Origin of the sequence: Pseudoalteromonas rubra (genome assembly GCF_001482385.1) — a bacterium.
GTDB lineage: Bacteria > Pseudomonadota > Gammaproteobacteria > Enterobacterales > Alteromonadaceae > Pseudoalteromonas > Pseudoalteromonas ardens.
Genome location: NZ_CP013611.1, coordinates 2,258,528 through 2,280,599 on the forward strand (window position 1 = coordinate 2,258,528; position 22,072 = coordinate 2,280,599).

Annotated in this window: 15 protein-coding genes and 1 tRNA gene; 2 read left to right on the plus strand and 14 right to left on the minus strand. The window is 47.1% G+C overall.

Annotated elements, in window-relative coordinates:
• Positions 1-34 precede the first annotated feature (34 nt).
• The 3 genes from AT705_RS10000 to AT705_RS10010 all read right to left on the minus strand — a co-directional run bounded on the left by AT705_RS10000 (position 35) and on the right by AT705_RS10010 (position 4,403).
• Entirely contained in the window at positions 35-2,650 is a 2,616-nt protein-coding gene (locus AT705_RS10000; protein ID WP_058796483.1) for an SLBB domain-containing protein, read from the minus strand.
• Positions 2,651-2,765: 115 nt separating this feature from the next.
• Positions 2,766-3,566, minus strand: coding sequence for a DUF481 domain-containing protein (locus AT705_RS10005; RefSeq protein ID WP_058796484.1), 801 nt, complete (start codon positions 3,564-3,566; stop codon positions 2,766-2,768).
• Between the two features lie 21 nt (positions 3,567-3,587).
• The gene (locus AT705_RS10010; RefSeq protein WP_049863432.1) at positions 3,588-4,403 is read right to left on the minus strand and encodes a mechanosensitive ion channel family protein; all 816 of its coding nucleotides are present in this window, start codon (positions 4,401-4,403) and stop codon (positions 3,588-3,590) included.
• A 185-nt stretch (positions 4,404-4,588) separates the two neighbouring features.
• Here AT705_RS10010 and AT705_RS10015 point away from each other — a divergent pair.
• Positions 4,589-4,664: transfer RNA gene (locus AT705_RS10015), tRNA-His, on the plus strand.
• Positions 4,665-4,896: 232 nt separating this feature from the next.
• Here AT705_RS10015 and nagP read toward each other — a convergent pair.
• The 5 genes from nagP to secA all read right to left on the minus strand — a co-directional run bounded on the left by nagP (position 4,897) and on the right by secA (position 14,519).
• Positions 4,897-6,198, minus strand: a complete 1,302-nt coding sequence (nagP, locus tag AT705_RS10020) for an N-acetylglucosamine MFS transporter NagP (RefSeq protein ID WP_058796485.1) — start codon at positions 6,196-6,198, stop codon at positions 4,897-4,899.
• Positions 6,199-6,456: 258 nt separating this feature from the next.
• Complete coding sequence (locus AT705_RS10025; protein WP_058796486.1) at positions 6,457-9,042, minus strand: family 20 glycosylhydrolase; 2,586 nt, start codon at positions 9,040-9,042, stop codon at positions 6,457-6,459.
• Between the two features lie 175 nt (positions 9,043-9,217).
• Complete coding sequence (locus tag AT705_RS10030; RefSeq protein WP_058796487.1) at positions 9,218-11,287, minus strand: M13 family metallopeptidase; 2,070 nt, start codon at positions 11,285-11,287, stop codon at positions 9,218-9,220.
• A 39-nt stretch (positions 11,288-11,326) separates the two neighbouring features.
• The gene (gene mutT, locus AT705_RS10035; RefSeq protein WP_058796488.1) at positions 11,327-11,734 is read right to left on the minus strand and encodes an 8-oxo-dGTP diphosphatase MutT; all 408 of its coding nucleotides are present in this window, start codon (positions 11,732-11,734) and stop codon (positions 11,327-11,329) included.
• Positions 11,735-11,810: 76 nt separating this feature from the next.
• Positions 11,811-14,519 carry a preprotein translocase subunit SecA gene (gene secA, locus AT705_RS10040; RefSeq protein ID WP_058796489.1) on the minus strand — a complete coding sequence of 903 codons (2,709 nt, stop codon included), beginning with the start codon at positions 14,517-14,519 and terminating at the stop codon, positions 11,811-11,813.
• Positions 14,520-14,938: 419 nt separating this feature from the next.
• Between secA and AT705_RS10045 the strand changes: the two genes are divergently transcribed.
• Complete coding sequence (locus tag AT705_RS10045; protein ID WP_058796490.1) at positions 14,939-15,430, plus strand: DUF721 domain-containing protein; 492 nt, start codon at positions 14,939-14,941, stop codon at positions 15,428-15,430.
• Between the two features lie 36 nt (positions 15,431-15,466).
• Here the strand turns inward: AT705_RS10045 and lpxC are convergent, their stop codons facing one another.
• From lpxC to murC, 6 genes are all read right to left on the minus strand, one after another.
• Entirely contained in the window at positions 15,467-16,390 is a 924-nt protein-coding gene (gene lpxC / locus AT705_RS10050; RefSeq protein WP_058797968.1) for a UDP-3-O-acyl-N-acetylglucosamine deacetylase, read from the minus strand.
• Positions 16,391-16,485: 95 nt separating this feature from the next.
• Positions 16,486-17,700 (minus strand): cell division protein FtsZ, encoded by a 1,215-nt coding sequence (gene ftsZ, locus AT705_RS10055; protein ID WP_058796491.1) that lies wholly within the window; start codon positions 17,698-17,700, stop codon positions 16,486-16,488.
• A gap of 20 nt (positions 17,701-17,720) precedes the next feature.
• Complete coding sequence (gene ftsA, locus AT705_RS10060; RefSeq protein ID WP_049863436.1) at positions 17,721-18,956, minus strand: cell division protein FtsA; 1,236 nt, start codon at positions 18,954-18,956, stop codon at positions 17,721-17,723.
• The gene (locus AT705_RS10065; RefSeq protein ID WP_058796492.1) at positions 18,953-19,732 is read right to left on the minus strand and encodes a cell division protein FtsQ/DivIB; all 780 of its coding nucleotides are present in this window, start codon (positions 19,730-19,732) and stop codon (positions 18,953-18,955) included. The genes ftsA and AT705_RS10065 overlap by 4 nt, the downstream gene beginning before the upstream one ends.
• Before the next feature lies 1 nt (position 19,733).
• Positions 19,734-20,642 (minus strand): D-alanine--D-alanine ligase, encoded by a 909-nt coding sequence (locus tag AT705_RS10070; protein WP_058796493.1) that lies wholly within the window; start codon positions 20,640-20,642, stop codon positions 19,734-19,736.
• A complete protein-coding gene (gene murC / locus AT705_RS10075) occupies positions 20,639-22,048 on the minus strand; it encodes a UDP-N-acetylmuramate--L-alanine ligase (protein ID WP_058796494.1) in 1,410 nt (469 codons plus the stop codon). The genes AT705_RS10070 and murC overlap by 4 nt, the downstream gene beginning before the upstream one ends.
• Positions 22,049-22,072 lie beyond the last annotated feature (24 nt).

Below are 22,072 nucleotides of genomic sequence, written 5' to 3' on the forward strand. Positions count from 1 at the left end.
CCGTTACGAATTACTGCACGCTTGGTGGTTTAACTTAAAGTGCTGCGATAGCGGCTATACCTACCCCTAACTGATAAAAGATCTGTGTTGCAGTACTCCATAAGGTCAAATTATCCATATGAGAAGAGTCCATAGGCACCACAATGGTATCACCCGCTCCTAATTCAACCCTGTTATTTACGGCAAACCAAGAGCCTCGGTTCGGTATCTGTACTTCTCCATTCGCTTTGATCACATAGACTTTATCTTCATCAGCCCGATCTCGTATTCCGCCACTCAGGCTAATATACTCATCGATTGTTCTTCCGGCTTTGAAAAGATGAGAGGAGCTATAATTAACCTCACCAATAATTGAAATTGAATCCTGCTTACCAGGTAAGTACAGCTTGTCACCTTTTTGCAGTGTTAAAGAGTCTGAACGAGACAAGATAGAAGGCAAATCAATTACTAGCCTTCCTACCGCCTCAGCTTTTGCGAGATCTCTAAGCAATTTATCCGTCTCATTATAGCTAAGTGAATTATTGACCCCTATTGACTTTTGAAAACTCCTAGCAGCTATGTCTTTTCTGAGTTCATCAGACAATCTAGATAATTGCGCACGCTCTTGCTCTCTGATCGATTCACGAGTAAATATTGCTGCATTTTCATCAGCATACTTTGTAATGCCACCGGCTCGGTTAAGTACATCTATTAGCGTATCACCGCGCTTGACCACATACTCCCCAGGAAAACGCACCTCTCCAATTAGAGAAACTTTGAAGCTATCTTGCCAGTTTGGTTGCATCAAGATATTCAGCGTATCGCGCCCTATCAGCTTAATGTTGTATTGGTCAGCCCCTTTGATCAGTGATGATTTAGCGTGGAGCACCTCGCCTTTGTCATTAATTCTTGTCACTTCTGCGAACTCAGTATAGGCAGATTCCAATAAACCGCCAGCAGCTCGAATAGCATCAATCGTACTCATATCTCGTGACACAGGGTACTGCCCCGGAAAACGTACCTGGCCGGTTACGTTGATTGTTAAATTATCTTTTACGGTAGAGGCTTGATAATCAAGTTTCGATAATACAGGAGCAAGTAAATTTTCACGTGAAAATACAGCTGGCGTATAGTCTGCGAGCTCTTCTTCCTGTTCAGTTGCAGCTGGCGGGTTCTTTGCTTTACTGATGGCCTCATCGAACGTGACTTTCTTATCAAACTGGCGACGTTCGTACAAATGCCATAGCTTCACTTTCTCCTGAAGCTCACGTTCTTCAGCAGTAATCGCTAAATTTTCTAGGGCTTTTTCTTCTTCAAGTAGAGAATTAAAACGGCTGAAAATGTAAACTTCATCGTTTCTTTCCAAAGGTACAGGCACACCAGACAGAGCTTCGCTTAGTACAAACTGCAATACTTCGATCTGCCCAGGCAGCTCTTTTTCTCGAACCACGATGGCGTAGGACAAATCGGCTTGAGGCAGAAGGTCTGTTTTCAAACTAGAAATGTAAGAGTCTAAAGTGGCTCCCTCATACCATTCATAGTATCCTGGCCTAGCTACAGCACCAATGAGCGTAACAGAGTTTACGATCTCATCATTTATAGCTTGGACATTAATTTCATCACCGCCTCTGGGTGTATAGTCGGCACTGTTATCGCTAAAGTTGATGGATGTTACCGACTTCGCCTTATTATTGAAGATCCTATTGACCTGGACATTCTCAATAAACGCATCCTCTGCAAATCCACCAAACATGTGGATCAGCTCTTTAGCAGTATCGCCTTGTTTCATTTCGAAGATACCCGGCCGTTTCACCTGGCCGGTTACTGTAACCTGAGGCCCTACGGATGGTAAAAAGACGACATCTCCAGACTGTAGGGTAACGTCATTACTGCTATCACCTCTCAGTAGTAGGTCATATAAGTCCAACACAGAAACCGTTTGCCCTTGTCGCTTGACTTCAATATTACGCAGTGAAGCAATCTGCGTTGGCCCACCGCTGGCAAAAAGCGCATGAGTAACATTCGACAAAGGTGAAAGTGTGTAACTTCCTGGGCGATAAGCCTCTCCCACAACCAACACTTGAATACTTCTCAATTCAGCAATTGATACAAATGCATTTAAACCAATCGCTTCGCTCTTAATTTTGTTTTCAATCAGATGCTTGAGTTCTGAATAGGTCAGGCCAACAACATTAATTGGTGCGAAGTCTGGAATGCTCAAACGCCCTTCTCTATCAACAGTGACGGTGTGTGTAGCTGTTTCCTTACCGTAAAAACTAATCGTGATAGCATCACCGCTAGATATAATGTAATCACTAGGCACTGAGCGCATTTCATTTGGTGCGAAGCTGGTTGGCTCGCCCGCAAATAACTCATACCCAAATGGCTTAAGTTTGGGCTTTTTCGGTGCCATAGGATCAACTTCCGCCTCATTGCTATGTTCGCTTTGGCGCGGATATACGCTAGGCGTATTAGAATTCATATCAATCGAGTTTGAAAAACTGGATTTTGACAACCCTGACAAATCAAAGCCATATTGCTTTGCCAGCGCTTGCTGCTGACTTTTTGGCAATTTTTTAAACTGTTCTATTTGTTGCGTGGTCGGTGTAAAAGCAATTGAAACCGCACTAAACACCAGCATGGTTGCTGCAAAAATACGTTTAAACGACATCCGGTTTTGATTCCTGTTTTACGATAAGCCAAAAAGATTTTGTATTTTACATAAAAATGACGCCATAAAAAAAGGGCTTATCGCCCTTTTTTTGATATATCTTTAGTTAATTATGTTAAAAGCTGTAAACTAGCGTAAGGGATGTTTCCGTATCAGTATTTTCTTTGCCTTCGTCCACTGTTGAGGTGTGGGTAATATTGTATGCCACCTTCATTTGCAAAGAACCATTGATTTTCGTCATCAATGCTGACTCAGACGTAGTTTTGGTGTTGGTATCACCGTACTCTATCCCAACCACTTGTGTGAAACGGGCGTTATCCGATACTTGCCACTCAAAATCAACCTTAGCAACACCAATCACTTCGTTATCCGTTGTGCCAGCAAGCGGGTTGCCATTTTCATCAACCTCTGCACTATCATCTTGATATTCGAAGCGTTTCATACCAGGACCAATTTCAGCATCCAGATACATTGTATCTAGATTTAACAAACGTAAGCCGTAACCCACTGACGCAACAGTTTCACTTCGATAAGCACCAAAGTAATCGGAGTCGTATGAGCCATAGATAAACAGGTGACTGTGGTCTTCGGTCAGCTTGTAGTTACCCTGCATCGACACTGAGTACTTTTCATTGGTCCGTTCGCTGATGCGCTCACCATCATCATTTTCGATTTCATCTTCCTTATAGATCCCATCCAGCTTGTACTCATTACGCCAGTTATCAAGGTTATGCTTGGCCTTAAGTGCCCCCTTGAGTGTTGTGGTCTCGGTGTTACCACTGGTAACTATGGCGCCCACCTCACTGGTGATATCCCAGGCTTTTTCCTGTTTTGGCTTCGTCGCAGGAGCTTCTTCTGCAGCAACATTCGTGCTAACCGCTGCCAATACGCACAGAGATAAAAATTTTAATTTCATTGCCTATAAACCTGTCATTAATTAGTCTTTGTGAAGATGAATATCCATTTGTGGGAATGGAATTTCGATATTAGCATCATCTAATGCTAATTTTATATTCTCTACAAGGTCAAAGTAAGTGGGCCAATAGTCAGAAGTCGCCACCCAAGGACGCACAACAAAATTGACACTAGAATCCGCCATTTCCAATACAGCGACCGTATACGCTGGCTCTTTCAGGATCCGCTGATCTTTGTCCAGCACGGATTTTAACACATTTTTTGCTTCTCTGAGATCAGCCTCATAACTTACACCGATTACTAAATCGATACGCCGTGTTTTCTCTCGAGAATAATTAACGATTGCGCCCGACATAATCGCTGAGTTTGGCATAATGATAACCTTGTTATCCGGTGTTCTGAGTTCGGTCGAGAAAATTTCAATGCGCTGTACACTGCCTCCTTTTCCGCCTGCTTCAATATAATCCCCTGACTTAAATGGCCTGAGAATAATGATCAAAACACCTGAAGCGAAATTCGACAACGAGCCTTGCAGCGCTAAGCCAATTGCCAAACCAGCTGCACCGAGAATAGCCACAAAAGAAGTCGTCTCTATGCCTACCTGCGAGAGCGCCATAAGTAAGGTCGCAGCAAAAACTATGCTGTATGCAATATTGCCAACAAACGCCCCAACAGCTTTGTCTACCTTACGCTTGTTAAACGCCTTTTCTGTGAGGTTTGCAGCAAGCTTCGCCAGCTTCATACCTATAAAGAAGATGACAAGCGCCAATAGCCCTTGCAAAAGATAGTGAATGATAAGAGAAGAGTTATCATCGACCCAATGAACGATTGATTCCATAGTGACTCCTGTGTGCACTTGAGTGAGATAGCGGGGTGAGTGTACTCCGCCAGTATGAATATTCGCTTTACAGGTTAGGCTCCTCGACAGACTTCTTTGAGATTTTTTTCAATTTAACCCTTTGCAAAGCCCGTGTTTTTATGTATTATGCGCGCCACACCAACAAAGGTGTTATCCATTTTGTGGCGGCTGTAGCTCAGTTGGTAGAGCCCCGGATTGTGATTCCGGTTGTCGCGAGTTCAAGCCTCGTCAGTCGCCCCACTTCCTTCTTTCCTTATATCCCTCACAAACGCCGTATACGCATTCATTTTTCGCTCCCAAAATCCAAGCGTCCACTTTTATCAGATTCACATAACTATTTCCTTTATGCTAGATATAGACACACTTTCGTTACATATCAATGATTATGTCGAATTTCAGGCATAAAAAATGCCACCTTACGGTGGCATTACACACGGGATTATTTCTACTTTACAGATAGAAATTCTTTTTGCTATTTCCAGCTTCTCATCTTATGACCTTTCAGGGCATAGAATAGAATAAACAGATAGCTGGGTAGCATTAAACTGTACGCACCTTGAGCACCAAGGCCAGCAACATTACCGACGCCAATCAACAGTGGTCCTAACGCGCCCCCTGCAATACCCATAATTAACAGGCCTGATGCTGTTCCGGTCAAGCGTCCTAAGCCATCAAGCGCCAAAGGCCAGATAGCAGGCCACACCATCGCATTTGCAAAGCCTAACAGAGCAATACACAAAAGCGGATCCGGTAGCTGAGGGCCACCAAATGGAACGAGCAATAAATTTGCTAGCGCAGTCGATTCATTGTCCCCTAAAACTACAGCAAAAACGGTAACAATACCAGCGATTGCAGACATGACCAGTGCATTTTGTTGTGACATAAAGCGCGGGATCAGCGCGATACCTATCGCATAACCAATCAACATACAGCCCATAGTATAAGAAGTCATTACAGAGTAATCAGCAATCCCTAACTGCAAAGCATAGGAGCCAATGGTATCTGCTGCGATCACTTCTACCGCAACATACAATGCAATACCGATCACACCTAAAGCGAGATGAGGGTGACTCAGGGCTTCTTTCACTTCCCCTTTACTAGTTTGGCCTTCCTCTTCAAATACTAAGTCTGGTAGAGGCGAAAATTTAGCAAATGCAGCAAATAGGAAAATCAACCCTGCAATCCCCAGGTAAGGTGCGATCAGGCTATTTGCCATCAAATCTTTCTGAGCCTGACTCAGTGATTCACCCTCGTTTACAACACCGCTTACAACCACAGCAGCGAATACGATCGGAACAATTACACCCGCCGATTTGTTCAACAAGCCCATGATACATACGCGCACAGCAGCGGAACGTTCTGAGCCCATTTTTACTACATATGGATTTACCGCGGTCTGCAGCACCGTCTGGCCAACGCCAATCATAAGCTGTGCGAACAAGAAGATCTCAATCATTTGCATCTTCGCTGCCGGAATATACATCAGCGCGGACAACGCCATGATTGCACAACCAATCGCCATGCCGTTTTTATACCCAACTCGTTTTATCAGCATCGCTGAGGGGATCCCCGCAACGGTTACGGCAATATAAAATGAGGAAATAATGAAAGAGGCCTGTAGCGGACTCAGTTCCAGCATTTGCTGAAGGAATGGTGTGATAGCACCATTTAACCAGGTGATACAGCCCAATATAAAAAACATTGAGCCAGCAAGTGTCATAGGTAACCAGACACTTTGCTTTTCGAGGTCATCTTTTTCCACTGTCGCTTCCATAAAACTCTTCTTGTTGCTAATTAAGATTAATACAGGTCGGATTAAAACGAATTAAAAGTAATCCGGATTATTATTTTCTGTGCTATCGGCCCAGGCAGTCGCATCATGATGACGGCTTTTAACAACTCAAAACCAAAATGACAGCGCTGACATTTAACTTTACGTTAAAATTTGACCTTTTTCTAGTTAGTTTTGTAATCAACTGTTCTCATTATGGGGAGGCAATAACACCTTCCCCACAACAAAGTAACCAGGCGATTAATCTAACTGGGTGGTACGACTGAACTTTTTATCGCCTAAACGGGTACGTAATAATACGCCATCAGCGCTGCTTACACTCATCGGAGCTGTGTAGGTTTGCCAACTCTCCCCCTTATCAAGGCTGACCTCAATCGTTAGGTACTCAAATGCACTGTTGGCATGCAGCTGACCATCTATCACTTTTGCCCCAGGCACAGGTAAATTCACATTAACACCGGCTTTATCTAACTTAGTCAGTTCTTTTAACGCCAGTGCAGCTGAAAATCCGCGCCAATCCTGAGCAAAGCGTTTCTTATCGATACGCTTTCCTTCCCAATCCGCTTTGTGCCATGCTCGCTCTGCCATCGCCAGTAATCGCGGGAACACCATTGCCTGTACCTGCGCTTCAGTACGGATAGTTTCACTCCAGACCTGACCCTGAATACCGAGGATGTTTTCTGGCTTTTCTAGCGCAGGCATCGCGCGACCGACCAGCGCCTCTAAGTTTTCAATCGGTGCACCACTGCGCGTAAAGTCGGCATTGACATAAACATCATCCGGCATGTAACTGAACGTTTTCTTGCTGTCAGTATAGCGCGCGGCCCAATAATATCCGCGTTCAGCCGGGTGCGGCTCATACGGGTGATCAAAGTACAAGTGCGTGCCATGAGATAACACCACCTGGTAGCCATCATTTGCCAGACGATGCGCCCTGTCAGCAACCCCCCATTCCCAGATATTGTCCCAAACATTTGCAGTGAAGACTTCATTTGGAAATGCATCTCGGTTAAATGGGTTAACCCTGTCATACATCAGACCGTCTTCCCATGCGCCCGGAGCAACCCCGCGCTTTGCCAACAAAGTTGCAACGCGCTGAGTAAAATAAGGTTTCAGATCGGCAGGGCCTGCAACCCCATTATTAGGATCAGCAAACATGGCCTGACAGACAGGAGAGTCCACCCAAGAGCCAGCCCCAACTTCGTCTCCGCCAAAATGCAGATTCGTCAGACGCGTACCAGCTTCACGATACATGCCTTGCAATTCATAGGTGACTTTTTCAATGAACGCATAAGTCGAGTCCTGACACACGTTCATAGAGTTATCAGTATAATTCTGTACTGTGATGTACTTTGAGGTATCCTGAGGGTCGCTCAGTAAATAGGCACGGGCCTGCTCAGGTTTACCTGCTTCCATGAGCGTATGATAACGTGCTTCCATTGCCTTGATCGATGCTCTCGCATGGCCTGGGCCTTCAATCTCAGGGATGATCTGTACGTGACGCGCTTTGGCAAATTTAAGTAATTCTACAAACTCGTCTCGGGTCAGATACCCGTTACCCGAACCTGACTTGTGAGGGCCTGTCCCAAGCTGAGTAAGTAAACACTTGCGTTCATTCAGGTCAAAGCAGCGATAAGCGCCAATGTCGGTCAGCTCAGGTAAACCTGGGATCTCCAACCGCCACCCTTCATCTTCAGAAAAGTGCCAGTGGAACTTGTTCAGTTTGTAACGTCCCATTTGTTCAACCAGCTTGAACAGCGCCTCCTTACCATGGTAGTTACGGCCGTTATCATAGTGCATGCCACGCCAGCCAAAGCGCGGAGCGTCCTTAATGTCAACGTTAGGGACGCTGACCTGGCCTTGTTGCTCAGCCGGGAATAAAGCAAGTAAACTCTGAATACCATAAAACACACCGGCATTGTCATGGCCTGTGATCACGATTTTGTCGTCGTCTATTTCCAGCTGATAGCCTTCACTGCCTAGCTCGGCTAACTCTGCTACACGCAAATAAATGGTCTTGGTCTTGCCAGCACTGATGTGATCTGGCTGAGCATCCAGCTTCAGCCCATAACCGGCTAAATCTTCTTGGAATACTGTAACTTCGCTCTGTAATCTGCCCGCATAGCGGATCTGCCATTGATCGCTGAGCTCAGCATAACCACGGTTAAAATCAACATCCATGGGTTTGGGAATAATGCGTTTCAGGGCATCTTCGCGTGAAAGTTTACCAGCCTGTTGATTTTGCTCATAACGCCATGACGCGGTTGCGCGCGGAGATAAATCCTCTGGTTCGGCATGACGATCCAACTGGTTATCACGCTCAATTGGGGCAACAAAATCCAGCATATTCTCACTGTCTGTGTTAGCGAATACAGCCGGCTTTGCGTCACCGCTAACCATAAATGCCCGGGGCATAAAGTCGGTATACGCTGCTATCCAGGCAGCCGCTTCATACGGGATTTCCAATGTTTCACCCGGCTTTAACCCGGCAAATGCTTTGGTCGGTACCAAGCGATGTAAATCACCATTCACATGTTCGAATTTCAGACCTGCGGCCTGCTGTGTGGCAACTTTTCTGATTGAGTGGAAATAGATCTGCCAGTCACTTTCACCGACCGGTAAGGCAATTTTGGAGTTGTTTTGTAAGGTAATAGAAGCCAGAAAACTACTGCTGCCATTATGGTGATTATTTTCTACCGCAAACATAAAGGTGGTGTTATCAGTAAAGGCTTGCAGTTGCGAGCTATCCCAGGCGGCTTTGGCCATCATCGGGACTAAAAGCGTGGCCGCGATGGCCCGGGTGAGCAGTTTTTTCTGTATTTTCATTCCGGCTCCTTAACCTGCGCTGAGCGCAAACTTCAAATTGTTGTAAATACCATCATATAGAAGAAAAAATGACAGCGCTATCAATTTTTCCTTACAAGATCTCTATATTCAACCTTATCAGATGGTTAATACAAAAAAGCCGCCATTGTCTGGCGGCTAAAATAGCAGTAAACACTTACCAGATTTTGACCCGCTCTTGCGGTTTAAGATACATTTTATCGCCTTCTTTGACATCAAACGCATCATAAAACGCAGGCATATTTGGTAACACCCCAATGACACGGTAGTGACTGGGTGAATGCGAATCGGTCATCAGGCGATTGCGTAGCTCTTCATCACGATATTGTCGACGCCAGATCTGTGCCCAACCCATAAAGAAGCGCTGATCACCAGTATAACCATCAATCACCGGTGCAGGTTTGCCCTCAAGGGACAATTGGTAAGCTTTTAACGCCACACTCAGGCCGCCCAAATCACCAATGTTTTCGCCCAGCGTCAGTTCGCCGTTCACATTTGCGTCTTCAAAGGGCTGATACTGATTATATTGCTCAACCAGCTTCTGACTGCGCGCCTGGAATTGCGCTAGGTCTTGCTCACTCCACCAGTTGCGCAAGTTGCCATCACCATCATATTTGGCCCCCTGGTCGTCAAATCCATGACCGAGCTCATGGCCAATAACTGCGCCAATCGCGCCATAGTTAATGGCATCGTCCGCATCCAGGTTAAAAAATGGGGGTTGCAATATGGCCGCAGGGAAGACGATTTCGTTATTCACCGGATTATAGTAGGCATTCACCGTTTGCGGCGTCATAAACCACTCACTACGATCAACGGGTTTGTCGACCTTGCCCACCATGTCCTGATAGGCCCATTCATTATATCGAACATAGTTACCCACCAGATCGTCGGCGTTGATCTCCAGCCCGGAGTAGTCACGCCATTTGTCCGGGTAGCCAATTTTAGGTGTAAACTTGCTTAACTTGACCTTCGCAGCCTGCTTTGTTTGAGCACTCATCCACTCCAGCTCATCAATTGACTGGTCAAATCCCTTAATCAAATTGTCGACCAGCTCTCCCATGCGGGCTTTGGCTTCTGGCGGAAAGTACTCTTTGACATAAGTTTTACCCAGCAGCTCGCCCAATACATCATTACTGGCATTCACCGCTTTCTTCCATACAGGGGCCTGCTCTTCCAGCCCGCGCAGCGTCTTACCATAGAAGTTAAACTTCAGGTCAACCGCTGCTTTATGTAGCAGCTGCGCATAATCGCTGGCAAAGTGGAAGGTCAGATAATCACGCCAGGCAGCGACTTCAGTAGTGCCAATCAAAGCAGATAGGCCCTCCAGATAACTGGGCTGAGTCACAACCAGCTCTTTGGTATCCAAACCAAACCCTGTCAGGTAGGCTGAAAGGTCAAAATGTGGCAGTTGTGCATTCAGCGCATCAACCTGAAACTTGTTGTAAGTTTTATCCGCATCCCGACTTTCAACCCGTGACCACTGAATTTCAGCTAACGCGGTTTCAAGTGCCATGATGTGCTTAGCCGCCTGTTCCGCACGAGGCTGATCATAGCCCATGACTTGTAACAAGCGCTCAATATACTGGCTATATTCGGCACGAATGCGTGTGAACTTTTCCGTATCCTGAAGATAAAAATCACGGTCTGGTAAACCCAAACCCGATTGCCACAGATAAAGTGTATTCACGGTCGAGTTTTTGGCATCGTTATTGGCATACCAACTAAGTGGTGTGGTGCCACCCTGAGATAAAGCGCGGGCAAATAAGGCCGGCAACTCAGATTTATTTTGTAATGCCTGAAATGGTGCCAGGTAAGACTGCAGTGGTGTTGTTCCCAACTCTTCCCGAGCCAGCTCATCCGTATAGCTGCGATAGAAGTCACCCAGTTTAGCTTCGTCCGAGCCAGGCTTGGCCTGAGCGTTGCTCGCAGCCTGTTCCAGTGTTTTGCGCAGTGCTTTTTGCGATGCATCATACAGTTCGGTGAATGAACCATAGTTCGACTTGTCTGCCGGTATCTCTGTGCGCGCTAACCACTTGCCATTAACGTGATAGTAAAAATCATCCTGTGCACGAACGGCACTATCAATATTGTTCAGCGCGATCCCTGAGTTTAGCTGACTCTCAGCTTGCGTTGCTTCTGATTGTGATTTGGTTTTCACAGGCTCGCTACAAGCTGTCAGACCTAATGCAAGTGCTACCGCGGCGGCAGTAACTGCTATATTTTTCATTTTTATATCCTTCACATCAAATTTGCTCAACGGCCGTTGTTACTGATCCGCGCCATACTGTTGCGCCAACGCTTCAAGGATAGCCACATTGGCTGCCGGGAAAGTCAATTGATTTAGTTCATTCCAGTTTGCCCACTGGCTGGCTTGCCCTTCCAGGCCCTCTGCGTGTCCTGAAAAATCTTCGACCTTATGCACTTCCAGTTTAACCTGTTTATCGCCATAGTCATGTTCAATCGTCAGTAAATGTTCAGAACTATGCACATCAATGCCGATTTCTTCTTTTAACTCTCTGGCTAAGGCCTCAGTCACCGTCTCCTGCGCTTCAATTTTTCCACCCGGGAACTCCCATAGTCCCCCCTGATGTTGCTCTTTTGCGCGTTTACATACAAAAAACTGTGCATCCCGAATGATGACACCGACCGCTACATTCACAATTTTCTTTGTCATATCTAACTCAAATATTCTGTTTTTCTGAGATAAAAAAAGCGACTCTAGGTCGCTTTTTCATAGGGTTACCGCAAGCTTATTTCAGCTTACCGCAACACTGCTTGTACTTTTTACCTGATTTACACGGGCACGGTTCGTTACGTCCAACTTTAGGCTCAGTGCGTGCAGCGACGGCAGCACCCTGTGGTGCTTCACCGCCGACAGGCTCAGACTCTTCATGCTGATACTGACGTGGAGCCTGCTCGCTACGGCGATGCTGCTCTTCAACTTTCTCAACATCTTCTTCAGCACGCACCTGTACTTTGCTTAACACCCCAACTACGTCAACCTTAAGGTTTTCGAGCATTTCAGAGAACAATTCAAACGACTCACGCTTGTATTCCTGTTTCGGGTTTTTCTGTGCGTAACCGCGTAAATGGATGCCCTGACGTAAGTGGTCCATTGCTGCAAGATGGTCTTTCCAGTGTTGATCCAGGCTTTGTAGCATCACAGCCTTTTCGAACTGACGCAGTACCTGTTCACCCACCATCTCTTCTTTTTGCTTATAAGCAGCATCAATTTCTTCACCGATACGCTCGCGTAAACGCTCTTCGTACAGCTTGTTGTCTTCCTCTAGCCATTGCGCAATCGGTAGATCAACCATAAAGTCATTCTTCAGGCGTTCTTCAAGACCTGGAATATCCCACATTTCAGCCAGGCTCTGCGGCGGAATATACTGATCAATCGCACTATTGATGACATCACCACGGATAGCTGAAATTGTTTCTGAGATATCCCCTTCTTCCAGCAGCTCATTGCGTTGCTCATACACCACTCGACGCTGGTCATTGGCAACATCATCGTACTCAAGCAGCTGTTTACGAATATCAAAGTTACGAGCTTCAACTTTGCGCTGCGCATTTTCAATCGCACGGTTAACCCATGGATGCTCAATCGCTTCGCCACGTTGCATGCCCAATTTGCGCATCATGTTAGTCATACGCTCACCGGCAAAGATACGCATCAATGCATCGTCCATTGACAGGTAGAAACGGCTTGAACCCGCATCACCCTGACGACCAGAACGACCACGCAGCTGGTTATCAATACGGCGAGATTCATGACGTTCGGTACCGATAATATGCAGGCCACCCGCTTCTAAAACAGCGTCATGTCGTTTCTGCCACTGTGCCTTGATGTCATCAATCTGCGCATCGCTTGGGTTATCCAACTTGGACACATCATTCTGCCAGTTACCACCCAGCATGATGTCTGTACCACGACCCGCCATGTTGGTTGCAATTGTCACGGTACCCGGCAAACCAGCATCTGCGATAATATCCGCTTCCTGTGCGTGGAATTTCGCATTCAGGACATTGTGTTCAATTTTTTCCTTACGCAGGAAGTGCGATAGGTATTCAGAGCTTTCGATGGAAATGGTACCAACCAATACAGGTTGACCACGCTTCTGACAATCACGGATATCAGTCAGGATCGCTTCAAACTTTTCATCCTGAGTCAGATAAACCAGATCGGCACGGTCATCACGGATCATTGGCTTGTTGGTTGGGATAACCACTGTATCCAATCCGTAGATCGACTGGAATTCAAATGCTTCTGTATCGGCTGTACCTGTCATCCCGGCCAGTTTGTCATATAAACGGAAGTAATTCTGGAAGGTAATAGACGCCAGTGTTTGGTTTTCATTCTGAATACGCACATTCTCTTTTGCTTCCACTGCCTGGTGTAAGCCTTCTGACCAACGACGACCTTCCATCGTACGACCTGTATGTTCATCAACAATAATGACTTCATTGTCTTTCACTACATAGTCAACGTCTTTCTGATACAGTTTGTGTGCACGCAGCGCCGCATAAACATGGCTAAGCAAAGTAATGTTACCTGCTGAATACAACGAGTCACCTTCTTCAATCAAGTCATTCTTGACCAGTAACTCTTCAACTTTTACCTGACCACGTTCAGTTAAATGAACCTGCTTACTCTTTTCATCTAGTGTGAAGTCACCATCACCTTCGATCCCTTCCTCGTCCTCTTTTTCCTGTAAGGTCAGTTCAGGCACGATAGTGTTGATCTTGGTGTACAGCTCAGAGCTGTCCTCAGCCGGACCTGAGATGATCAGCGGTGTACGCGCTTCATCGATCAGGATGGAGTCAACTTCATCCACAACGGCATAGTGCAATGGACGCTGAACACGCTCTTCAATGCTAAATGCCATGTTGTCGCGCAGATAGTCGAAGCCAAATTCGTTATTGGTACCATAAGTGATATCGGCCGCATACGCTTCTTTTTTCTGAGCAGGCATCATACCCGGGACGTTACAGCCTACTGTCAGACCCAGGAACTCAAATAGTGGACGGTTGTTCTCAGCATCACGTTTGGCAAGATAGTCGTTAACAGTAATGACGTGTACGCCTTTACCCGTCAGACCATTTAAATAAGCAGGCAGTGTCGCGGTGAGTGTTTTACCTTCACCTGTGCGCATTTCAGAAATTCGGCCCTGATGCAGCACAATACCACCTATCATTTGCACATCAAAATGACGCATGCCAAATACCCGTTTAGAGGCTTCTCGCACCGTTGCGAAGGCCTCAGGAAGCATATCGTCCAGGCTAGCGCCTTGCTCAAATCTTTGTCTGAATTCCGCGGTTTTAGCTTGCAGTTGTTCGTCTGACAGCGCCTTGTATTGTTCTTCTAGGGCGTTGATCAGGGCGACCGTTTTTTTCAGATTTTTAATCATTCGGTCGTTGCGGCTACCAAAAATCTTGGTAAAAATTTTCGTTATCATGTTTAAACCATTTCACTCATCTATTTGCGAGCACCTACTTGGGTAACGCGGTTATCACGCTCGCTCGTCCTGTTGGCGACAAAGTCGGACCTTGCTGTGTGCCGAGTTAAATTTGTGCCCTATCATACCAGACTATGCGCGTCTGCAAACCATCAAAAAGTAATCTGTTCCTATTTAACCATACAAGTCTGGGGAAACACACCCAAACCATCTAATGACACACCGGCAACGCCGCATTCTCGGCTTCCAGAAAAAAAAGAGACACAGTTTTCGAGGTAGTAACCCTATCTATGTGGGCTATGTCTGCGTATTTCAACCATCACCTCAGGCGCATTATGCTATCTGTAATGGCGTGCACGCGTTATACTTAAAGGGAAGTGGCCGATTGCCTGTAAGGTACACGCTAGTGAGTTGTTACTATGAGTAAAAACCGATTTGATCCTAAACCCCTGGACGAGTTAGCCGGCAGCTGGTCGGATAAACTGCATGGTTATATGCAAAAGGCACAAGGTATCGCTGAATTACAACAGCCTCTGCACAATGCGTTAGGCCCTGTGCTCAGTAAAAAATGCCGTGTTGCGAACTATCAAGACGGAACCCTGTACGTTGAAGCCGCATCAGCGACCTTGGCAACCCGGTTAAATTATCTGAAGATGGAGATCCTGAGCAATTTTCGCGCCGCAGGTTTGCACGATTGTTGCCAAGTGAAAATAGGCACAAACCCAGAGGCACAACAGCGCCTGACTCAGCCTGTGAATCAGGTAAAGACGCCACAGGCAACGTATACTGGTACTGGACGCCACATGAGTACCCAAACGGCAGACGATTTAATGGCGCTTGCTGAGCTTGCTCCGGCCGGATTAAAAGAAAAATTACTGCGTCTTGCTAAACATGGCGGACAAAAAAAATGACGCTAAAAAGCGTCATTTTTTAACTTAATTTGCGATTCAGGCTGTGACCAGAGTCGAATCCACTTCCATGCCTGGTGCTGGCATAGTTACTGGCTCGTCGAATGTTGCCCATTCCCAAGCTGATTCTGTCGCCATTACCTGGCGCAGTAACTTGTTGTTCAGACCATGTCCTGATTTAAAACACGTGATCTTACCTAAGATATTGTGCCCAGCCATAAACATATCACCAACACAGTCAAGGATCTTATGCTTCACAAACTCATCTTTATAACGTAACCCATTCGGGTTCAGCACCTTGAATTCATCCAGAACTACCGCATTGTCCATGCTGCCACCTAACGCTAGGTTGTTGGCGTGCATGTACTCGATGTCTTTCATAAAACCAAAGGTGCGTGCTCGGCTGATTTCTTCAGTAAAGCTTTGCGCTGTGATATCCAGACCAATGCGTTGACGACTGGCATTAATAGCCGGGTGGTTAAACGCAATTTCAAAATCAATATGGAAACCGTCATAAGGCTCAATTTCTGCCCACTTATCACCGTCTTCCACGCGCACTTTTTCTTTAATACGAATAAAGCGCTTCGCCTGATTCTGCTCTGCGATCCCACCTTTTTGCAGCAAGTAAATGAAAGGCAATGCACTACCGTCCATAATTGGTACTTCTGCACTATCCAGCTCAACGATCAGGTTATCAATCCCCAGTGCAGCAACGGCAGCAATGAGATGCTCCGTTGTTGACAGACGAACACCGTCTTTGTTGGTCAAACAAGTACACAATTGCGTGTCGCCCACAGCTTCAGGGGTTGTTTCAAAATCGACAACCGGGTCGAGATCCACGCGACGAAATACGATCCCCGTATTTACGCTCGCAGGTCGGAGAGTGATCGTGACCTTTTCACCTTTGTGTAATCCTACACCTGTGGCTTTAACGACTTCAGCAATCGTTCGTTGTTTTATCATAGGTTCGTCCGCTTCTGACTGGTTAATGAATAAATAGACCGCAAATTCTATCACAGATAGAAGTAGCTGCCAATCGTTTGTTTTTTAACCTGACGTTAATCAGATTGTTTGCGTAAAAACGCAGGGATATCAAAGTAATCCCCTTTTTCCTTGCCACCAGCGCTATTGGAAGACGCAGGTGTACTTGGCGATTTAGGCTCAGATGGTGCGACGCTACCTTGCTCAGGTTCATTACCTTCACTGGCTGTTTGCGTAAAGCTTGGTACAAACATATTCTGCCCTTTGCCACCTTCGCTGTCAGAGCCTACCGCCTTTTTCAGGCCATTATCAACAATGCCAAATTGCGGTTTGCGCTCACCACCGAGTCCAGTTGCAACAACGGTCACTCGCAGCTCTTCACTCATTTCAGGGTCGATAACCGCACCAACAACCACAGTTGCATTTTCAGACGCCAATGCTTTCACATGGTTCCCCACAATCTCAAATTCTTCGATTGTGATGTCCATACCAGCGGTGATGTTAACCAAGATACCTTTAGCACCCGTTAAATCAACATCCTCAAGCAGTGGGCTAGAAATCGCCGCTTCTGCCGCTTCCTGCGCCCGATCTGGACCACTGGCCGCCGCGGTACCCATCATTGCGGTCCCCATCGCCGACATAACCGTACGTACATCCGCGAAGTCCACATTGATCAAACCTGAACGGGTGATTAGCTCAGCAATGCCCTGAACCGCGCCATACAATACGTCGTTTGCTTTAGCGAAGGCATCTAATAATGTAGTGCCTTTACCCAAAACTTTAAGTAACTTGTTGTTAGGAATTGTGATAAGTGAATCTACAATTTCTGACAACTCACCGATCCCCTGATCGGCAGCTGCCATACGCTTTTTGCCTTCCAGGTCGAAAGGACGCGTTACAACAGCAACGGTCAGAATGCCAAGCTCTTTGGCAACGCGTGCTACAACGGGTGCTGCACCTGTGCCTGTTCCACCACCCATACCGGCAGCGATGAACACCATATCAGCCCCTTCTAGGCTGGCTTTGATAGCATCAACATCTTCTTCTGCTGCGCTGCGACCCACTTCAGGGTTTGCGCCTGCACCCAGACCTTGTGTTATCTGAGTACCCAGCTGCACAGTCACATCGGCTGAGGATTTGCGCAGTGCCTGCGCATCAGTGTTCGCCACAATGAAGCGAACGCCTTCAATTTCCTGCTTTACCATGTGTTCTACGGCATTACCGCCGCCGCCACCGACGCCGATGACTTTAATAACGGCTTCTTCGCCGTGTTGTTCCATAATATCAAACATCTTCACTCTCCGACTTGAGCTTAAAACTCACCTTGGAACCACTTCGTGATCCGGTTCCACCAACCATCTTCGGCATCCGCTTTTGTCCTGTGTGCATTCTTGACTTGCAGCGTTCGGCCATATTGTAACAAACCTACCGCTGTTGCGTATGCCGGATCATCAACATAATCGGTTAACCCTGTTATCCCTACAGGCTTACCAACACGAACGGGCATCTGGAAAATGTCTTCTGCCACTTCCAAAGCACCTTTCATTTTTGCACTGCCGCCGGTCAGTACAATCCCTGCGGCAATCTGATCTTCAAATCCAGAACGTCGGATCTCTTCAAGCACCAGCTCAAACAGCTCTCGAAATCTGGGCTCGACCACCTCAGATAAGGTATGTCGAGACATAATTCGCGCAGGTCGTCCCCCTACGCTGGGTACTTCAATCGTCTCTTCATTGCTGGCCATCTGGCTGCTGGCATAGGCATATTGTACCTTCAGCGATTCTGCGTGAGAAATAGGGGTACGGAAAATTTTTGCAATGTCCCCTGTCACCTGATTGCCAGCAACCGGGATCACGGCGGTATGCCGTAACGCGCCATTGACATAGATTGCAATGTCCATGGTACCGCCACCGATATCCACCACTGCCACACCCAGTTCTTTTTCGTCTTCAGTGAGCACAGAGTAACAGGATGCCAGCGCTGTAAAGGTCAGCTGATCAACCTGCAAACCACAACGCTCAACGCATTTCTCAATGTTTTTTGCCATGTCATTTGAGCAGGTAATAATGTGCGCCTTCGCTTCCATTCTCACACCGCTCATACCCAACGGGTTTTTAATGCCTTCTTGCATGTCCACACTGTATTCTTGGGGCAGTGAGTGCAACATCTTGCGTTCGGCGGACATAGGCACTGAGCGAGCAATATGGATCACATTAGCAATGTCGTCATCGGTGATTTCAGCATTGTTATTAATGGCGACTACGCCACTTTCGTTCTGGCACTGAATGTGTTTACCCGAAATCCCCAAATAGACGGAACTAATCCGACAATCAGCCATCAACTCGGCCTCATCAACTGCCCGTTTGATGGAGTCAGATACTAGGTTCAGGTCGTTCACGCCGCCCTTGTCCATGCCATGGGCAACCTGATTCCCGACACCCACAATACTCAACTGGTTGTCTGCGGTGATCTCCCCAACCGTTGCGACCACTTTGGAAGTGCCCACATCCAGTCCAATCACTAAGTTTCTCTCTGCCGACTTGGTCATGCTTTACTCTTATCTTTATTGTCTTCGTTCTGGCTGAACTTCCAGCTAACCGCCAGTCCCGTATCATATCTCAGGTCAATCACATCGACCTGAGCTCCCTCTGGCTTTTCCAACCTCGGATAAACATCTATAAATCTTTGCACACGCTGTGCTTTGTCTTCCCGACCGAGGTTAAGCCGTATACCATTATCCAACCACAGCTGCCAGGCAAAGCGCTCAGAAAGTGCCAGGCTGACCAAATTAAACTGATTTACAGCCAGCATTTCTTTTAATTGTAAAAACGTCTGCCAGGCTTCCACTTCACTGCCTTCCGGACCATAGAGCTCCGGTAAAGTTTCTGGCAGTCGCGTGCTGTTGGCCTGAAATACGCCACCAGCATGATTTAACAACAGGTCACTATTCCAGTATGCGACCGGTTGATGCTCTACCACATACACCTGTAAGGCATCAGGCCACTGCTTCCTGACTGAAACGGTAGCTACCCAAGGCAGCGCCTGCACCGCATCGTGAACCGCCTTGACATCCAGTTCAAAAAAGCTCGACAGATCCGTTTTACGGATCGCCATGACGATGTCATTTTCGGCCGTGTAATAGGGCTGACCAAGCACCGTCAATGTCTTAATTTGGGTATCTCTGTGCTGGGTTAACCAGTCTCGGATCCATAACCCTGTTTGCATCAGACCAATAAGCACAATCAGGAAAAAACCGACCCCAAACAGCAAAGACCAGTTGACACTTTGCCTTATTGCGACGATTTTTCCCAAAAGAGCACGCATATTAAAGGGTTTGCTCCAAAATGCGAATAACTAATTGCTTAAATGACAACCCGTTTTGCTTCGCGGCCATCGGCACCAGTGATTTTTCTGTCATGCCGGGGACTGTATTCACTTCCAACAAATAAAATTGGCCATTGCCATCTTGCATCGCATCCACTCGTCCCCAGCCAGTTGCGCCTACCAGCTCGAAAGCATGTTTGGCCATCACCTGTAACTGCTCAGTGTACGCCGTATTGATGTCTGCCGGGCAATAGTACTCCGTACTGTTGACCTGATACTTAGCCTGATAGTCATAGAACCCTCGAGGTGTGCGCATTTCTATCACAGGTAATGCCTCTTCCCCTAGCATGGCAACGGTAAACTCGCGGCCGTCAATCCATTGTTCAATCAGAATTTCATCATCGTACTTAAATGCTTCAGTAAGCGCGGCTTGCAGCTCCTGCGCCGACGTCGCCTGAGTCATACCTATGCTTGACCCTTCATGGCTGGGCTTAACCATGACCTTTCCGAACTTAGCCATCAGTGCCGTGGTATCGATTTCTTGTGCCGCCGTGACCACACAATAACGAGCCGTACTCAACTTGGCAGACTCAAACAATTGTTTGCAGCGGATCTTGTCCATCGCCAGTGCACTGCCCAACACGCCACTGCCGGTATAGGGCAAGCCCATAAATTCCAGCGCCCCCTGTACAGTGCCATCTTCACCACCACGGCCATGCAAAGCAATAAATACCCGGTCCACTTGCAGGCTTTTTAGCTCCCACAAATTACGCTCAGCCGGATCAAATGGCACCACGTCAACACCCGTTTCTTCCAGTGCATTGATAATTGCCTGACCTGACTTTAACGACACTTCTCGCTCAGCAGACAAGCCACCCAGCAACACCGCGACTTTGCCAAACTTATTCATAATGCACCTTGCTTCAGCTTTTCGACCGACAACTCTGTTGCAGCCAGTTGTTTTACAATTTGCCCAATATTTCCAGCACCCTGAGTGATCACCAGATCGTTGTCGCGCAGTACATCTGCCAGAACCGCTTTTAAATCCTGGCTATCCATAACATGGATTGGTTCAACACCCCGCTGCCTCAGGCTGCGACATAAACTCTTACTGTCAGCCCCTACAATGGGACTTTCTCCCGCACTATACACATCTAACAGCAACAATTGATCGACTTCACTGAGCACTTTCACAAAGTCTTCATAGAGGTCGCGGGTACGGGTATAACGATGCGGTTGATACAACATAACTAAGCGTTTATCCGGCCAACCTGCACGTGCCGCACGGATCGTCACAGCGACTTCTGACGGGTGATGGCCATAATCATCCACCAGCATCACTTCACCACGTTCGTTTTGGAATGAGCCATAGTGTTGGAAACGGCGTCCAATCCCGGCAAATTTCTCCAGGGCCGCTAAAATAGCTTCATTTCCTATATCATGATCTTTTGCCACCGCAATGGCCGCAGTGGCATTCAAAGCATTGTGCTTACCTGGCATGCTCAGCGCCACCTCGAGCTGCTCACCGGATTTATGCACCACTTTAAAGCGACTATGATTCTGCGTTTGTTCAAAGTCCACCATCCGGTAATCCGCCTCGGGGTTTTCCCCGTAGGTAATTGCAGGTCTGGCGAAACGAGGCAGTAGCTCCTTGGCTACCTCCGAGTCTGTACACACCACTACCAGACCGTAGAATGGCAAGTTATGTACAAATTCGACATAGGTGTCTTTCATCTTTTCGAAATCACCATCGTACGTATCCATATGATCCGCTTCGATGTTTGTGATCACCGAGACCATAGGCTGCAAATGCAAAAATGACGCGTCACTTTCGTCCGCCTCTGCGATCAGGTAGTCGCTGCTGCCAACCTTCGCATTGCTTCCTGCACTGTTAAGCAAGCCGCCAATAATAAAAGTAGGGTCTAACCTGGCTTCAGCAAAAATACTGGCAATTAAACTGGTCGTTGTGGTTTTACCGTGTGTGCCCGCCACCGCAATACCATGGCGAAAACGCATCAACTCAGCCAACATTTCGGCACGTCGTACGACTGGCACCCGGGCACGCTTGGCCGCCTGGATCTCAGGGTTGCTGGTGTCGATGGCACTAGAGACCACTACGACATCAGCATCCTTAATATTATTCTCATCATGGCCAATGAAGACTTCTGCCCCGGCACGAATAAGACGCTCCGTCATCGCATTCTGAGCAATGTCAGAGCCCGTAATTCGGTACCCTTCAAAGGCCAGCACCTCAGCAATACCACCCATACCTGCCCCACCTATTCCGATGAAGTGGATGGTATTGATGCGCCTCATGGCTCTGCGTCTACTAATTTCTTT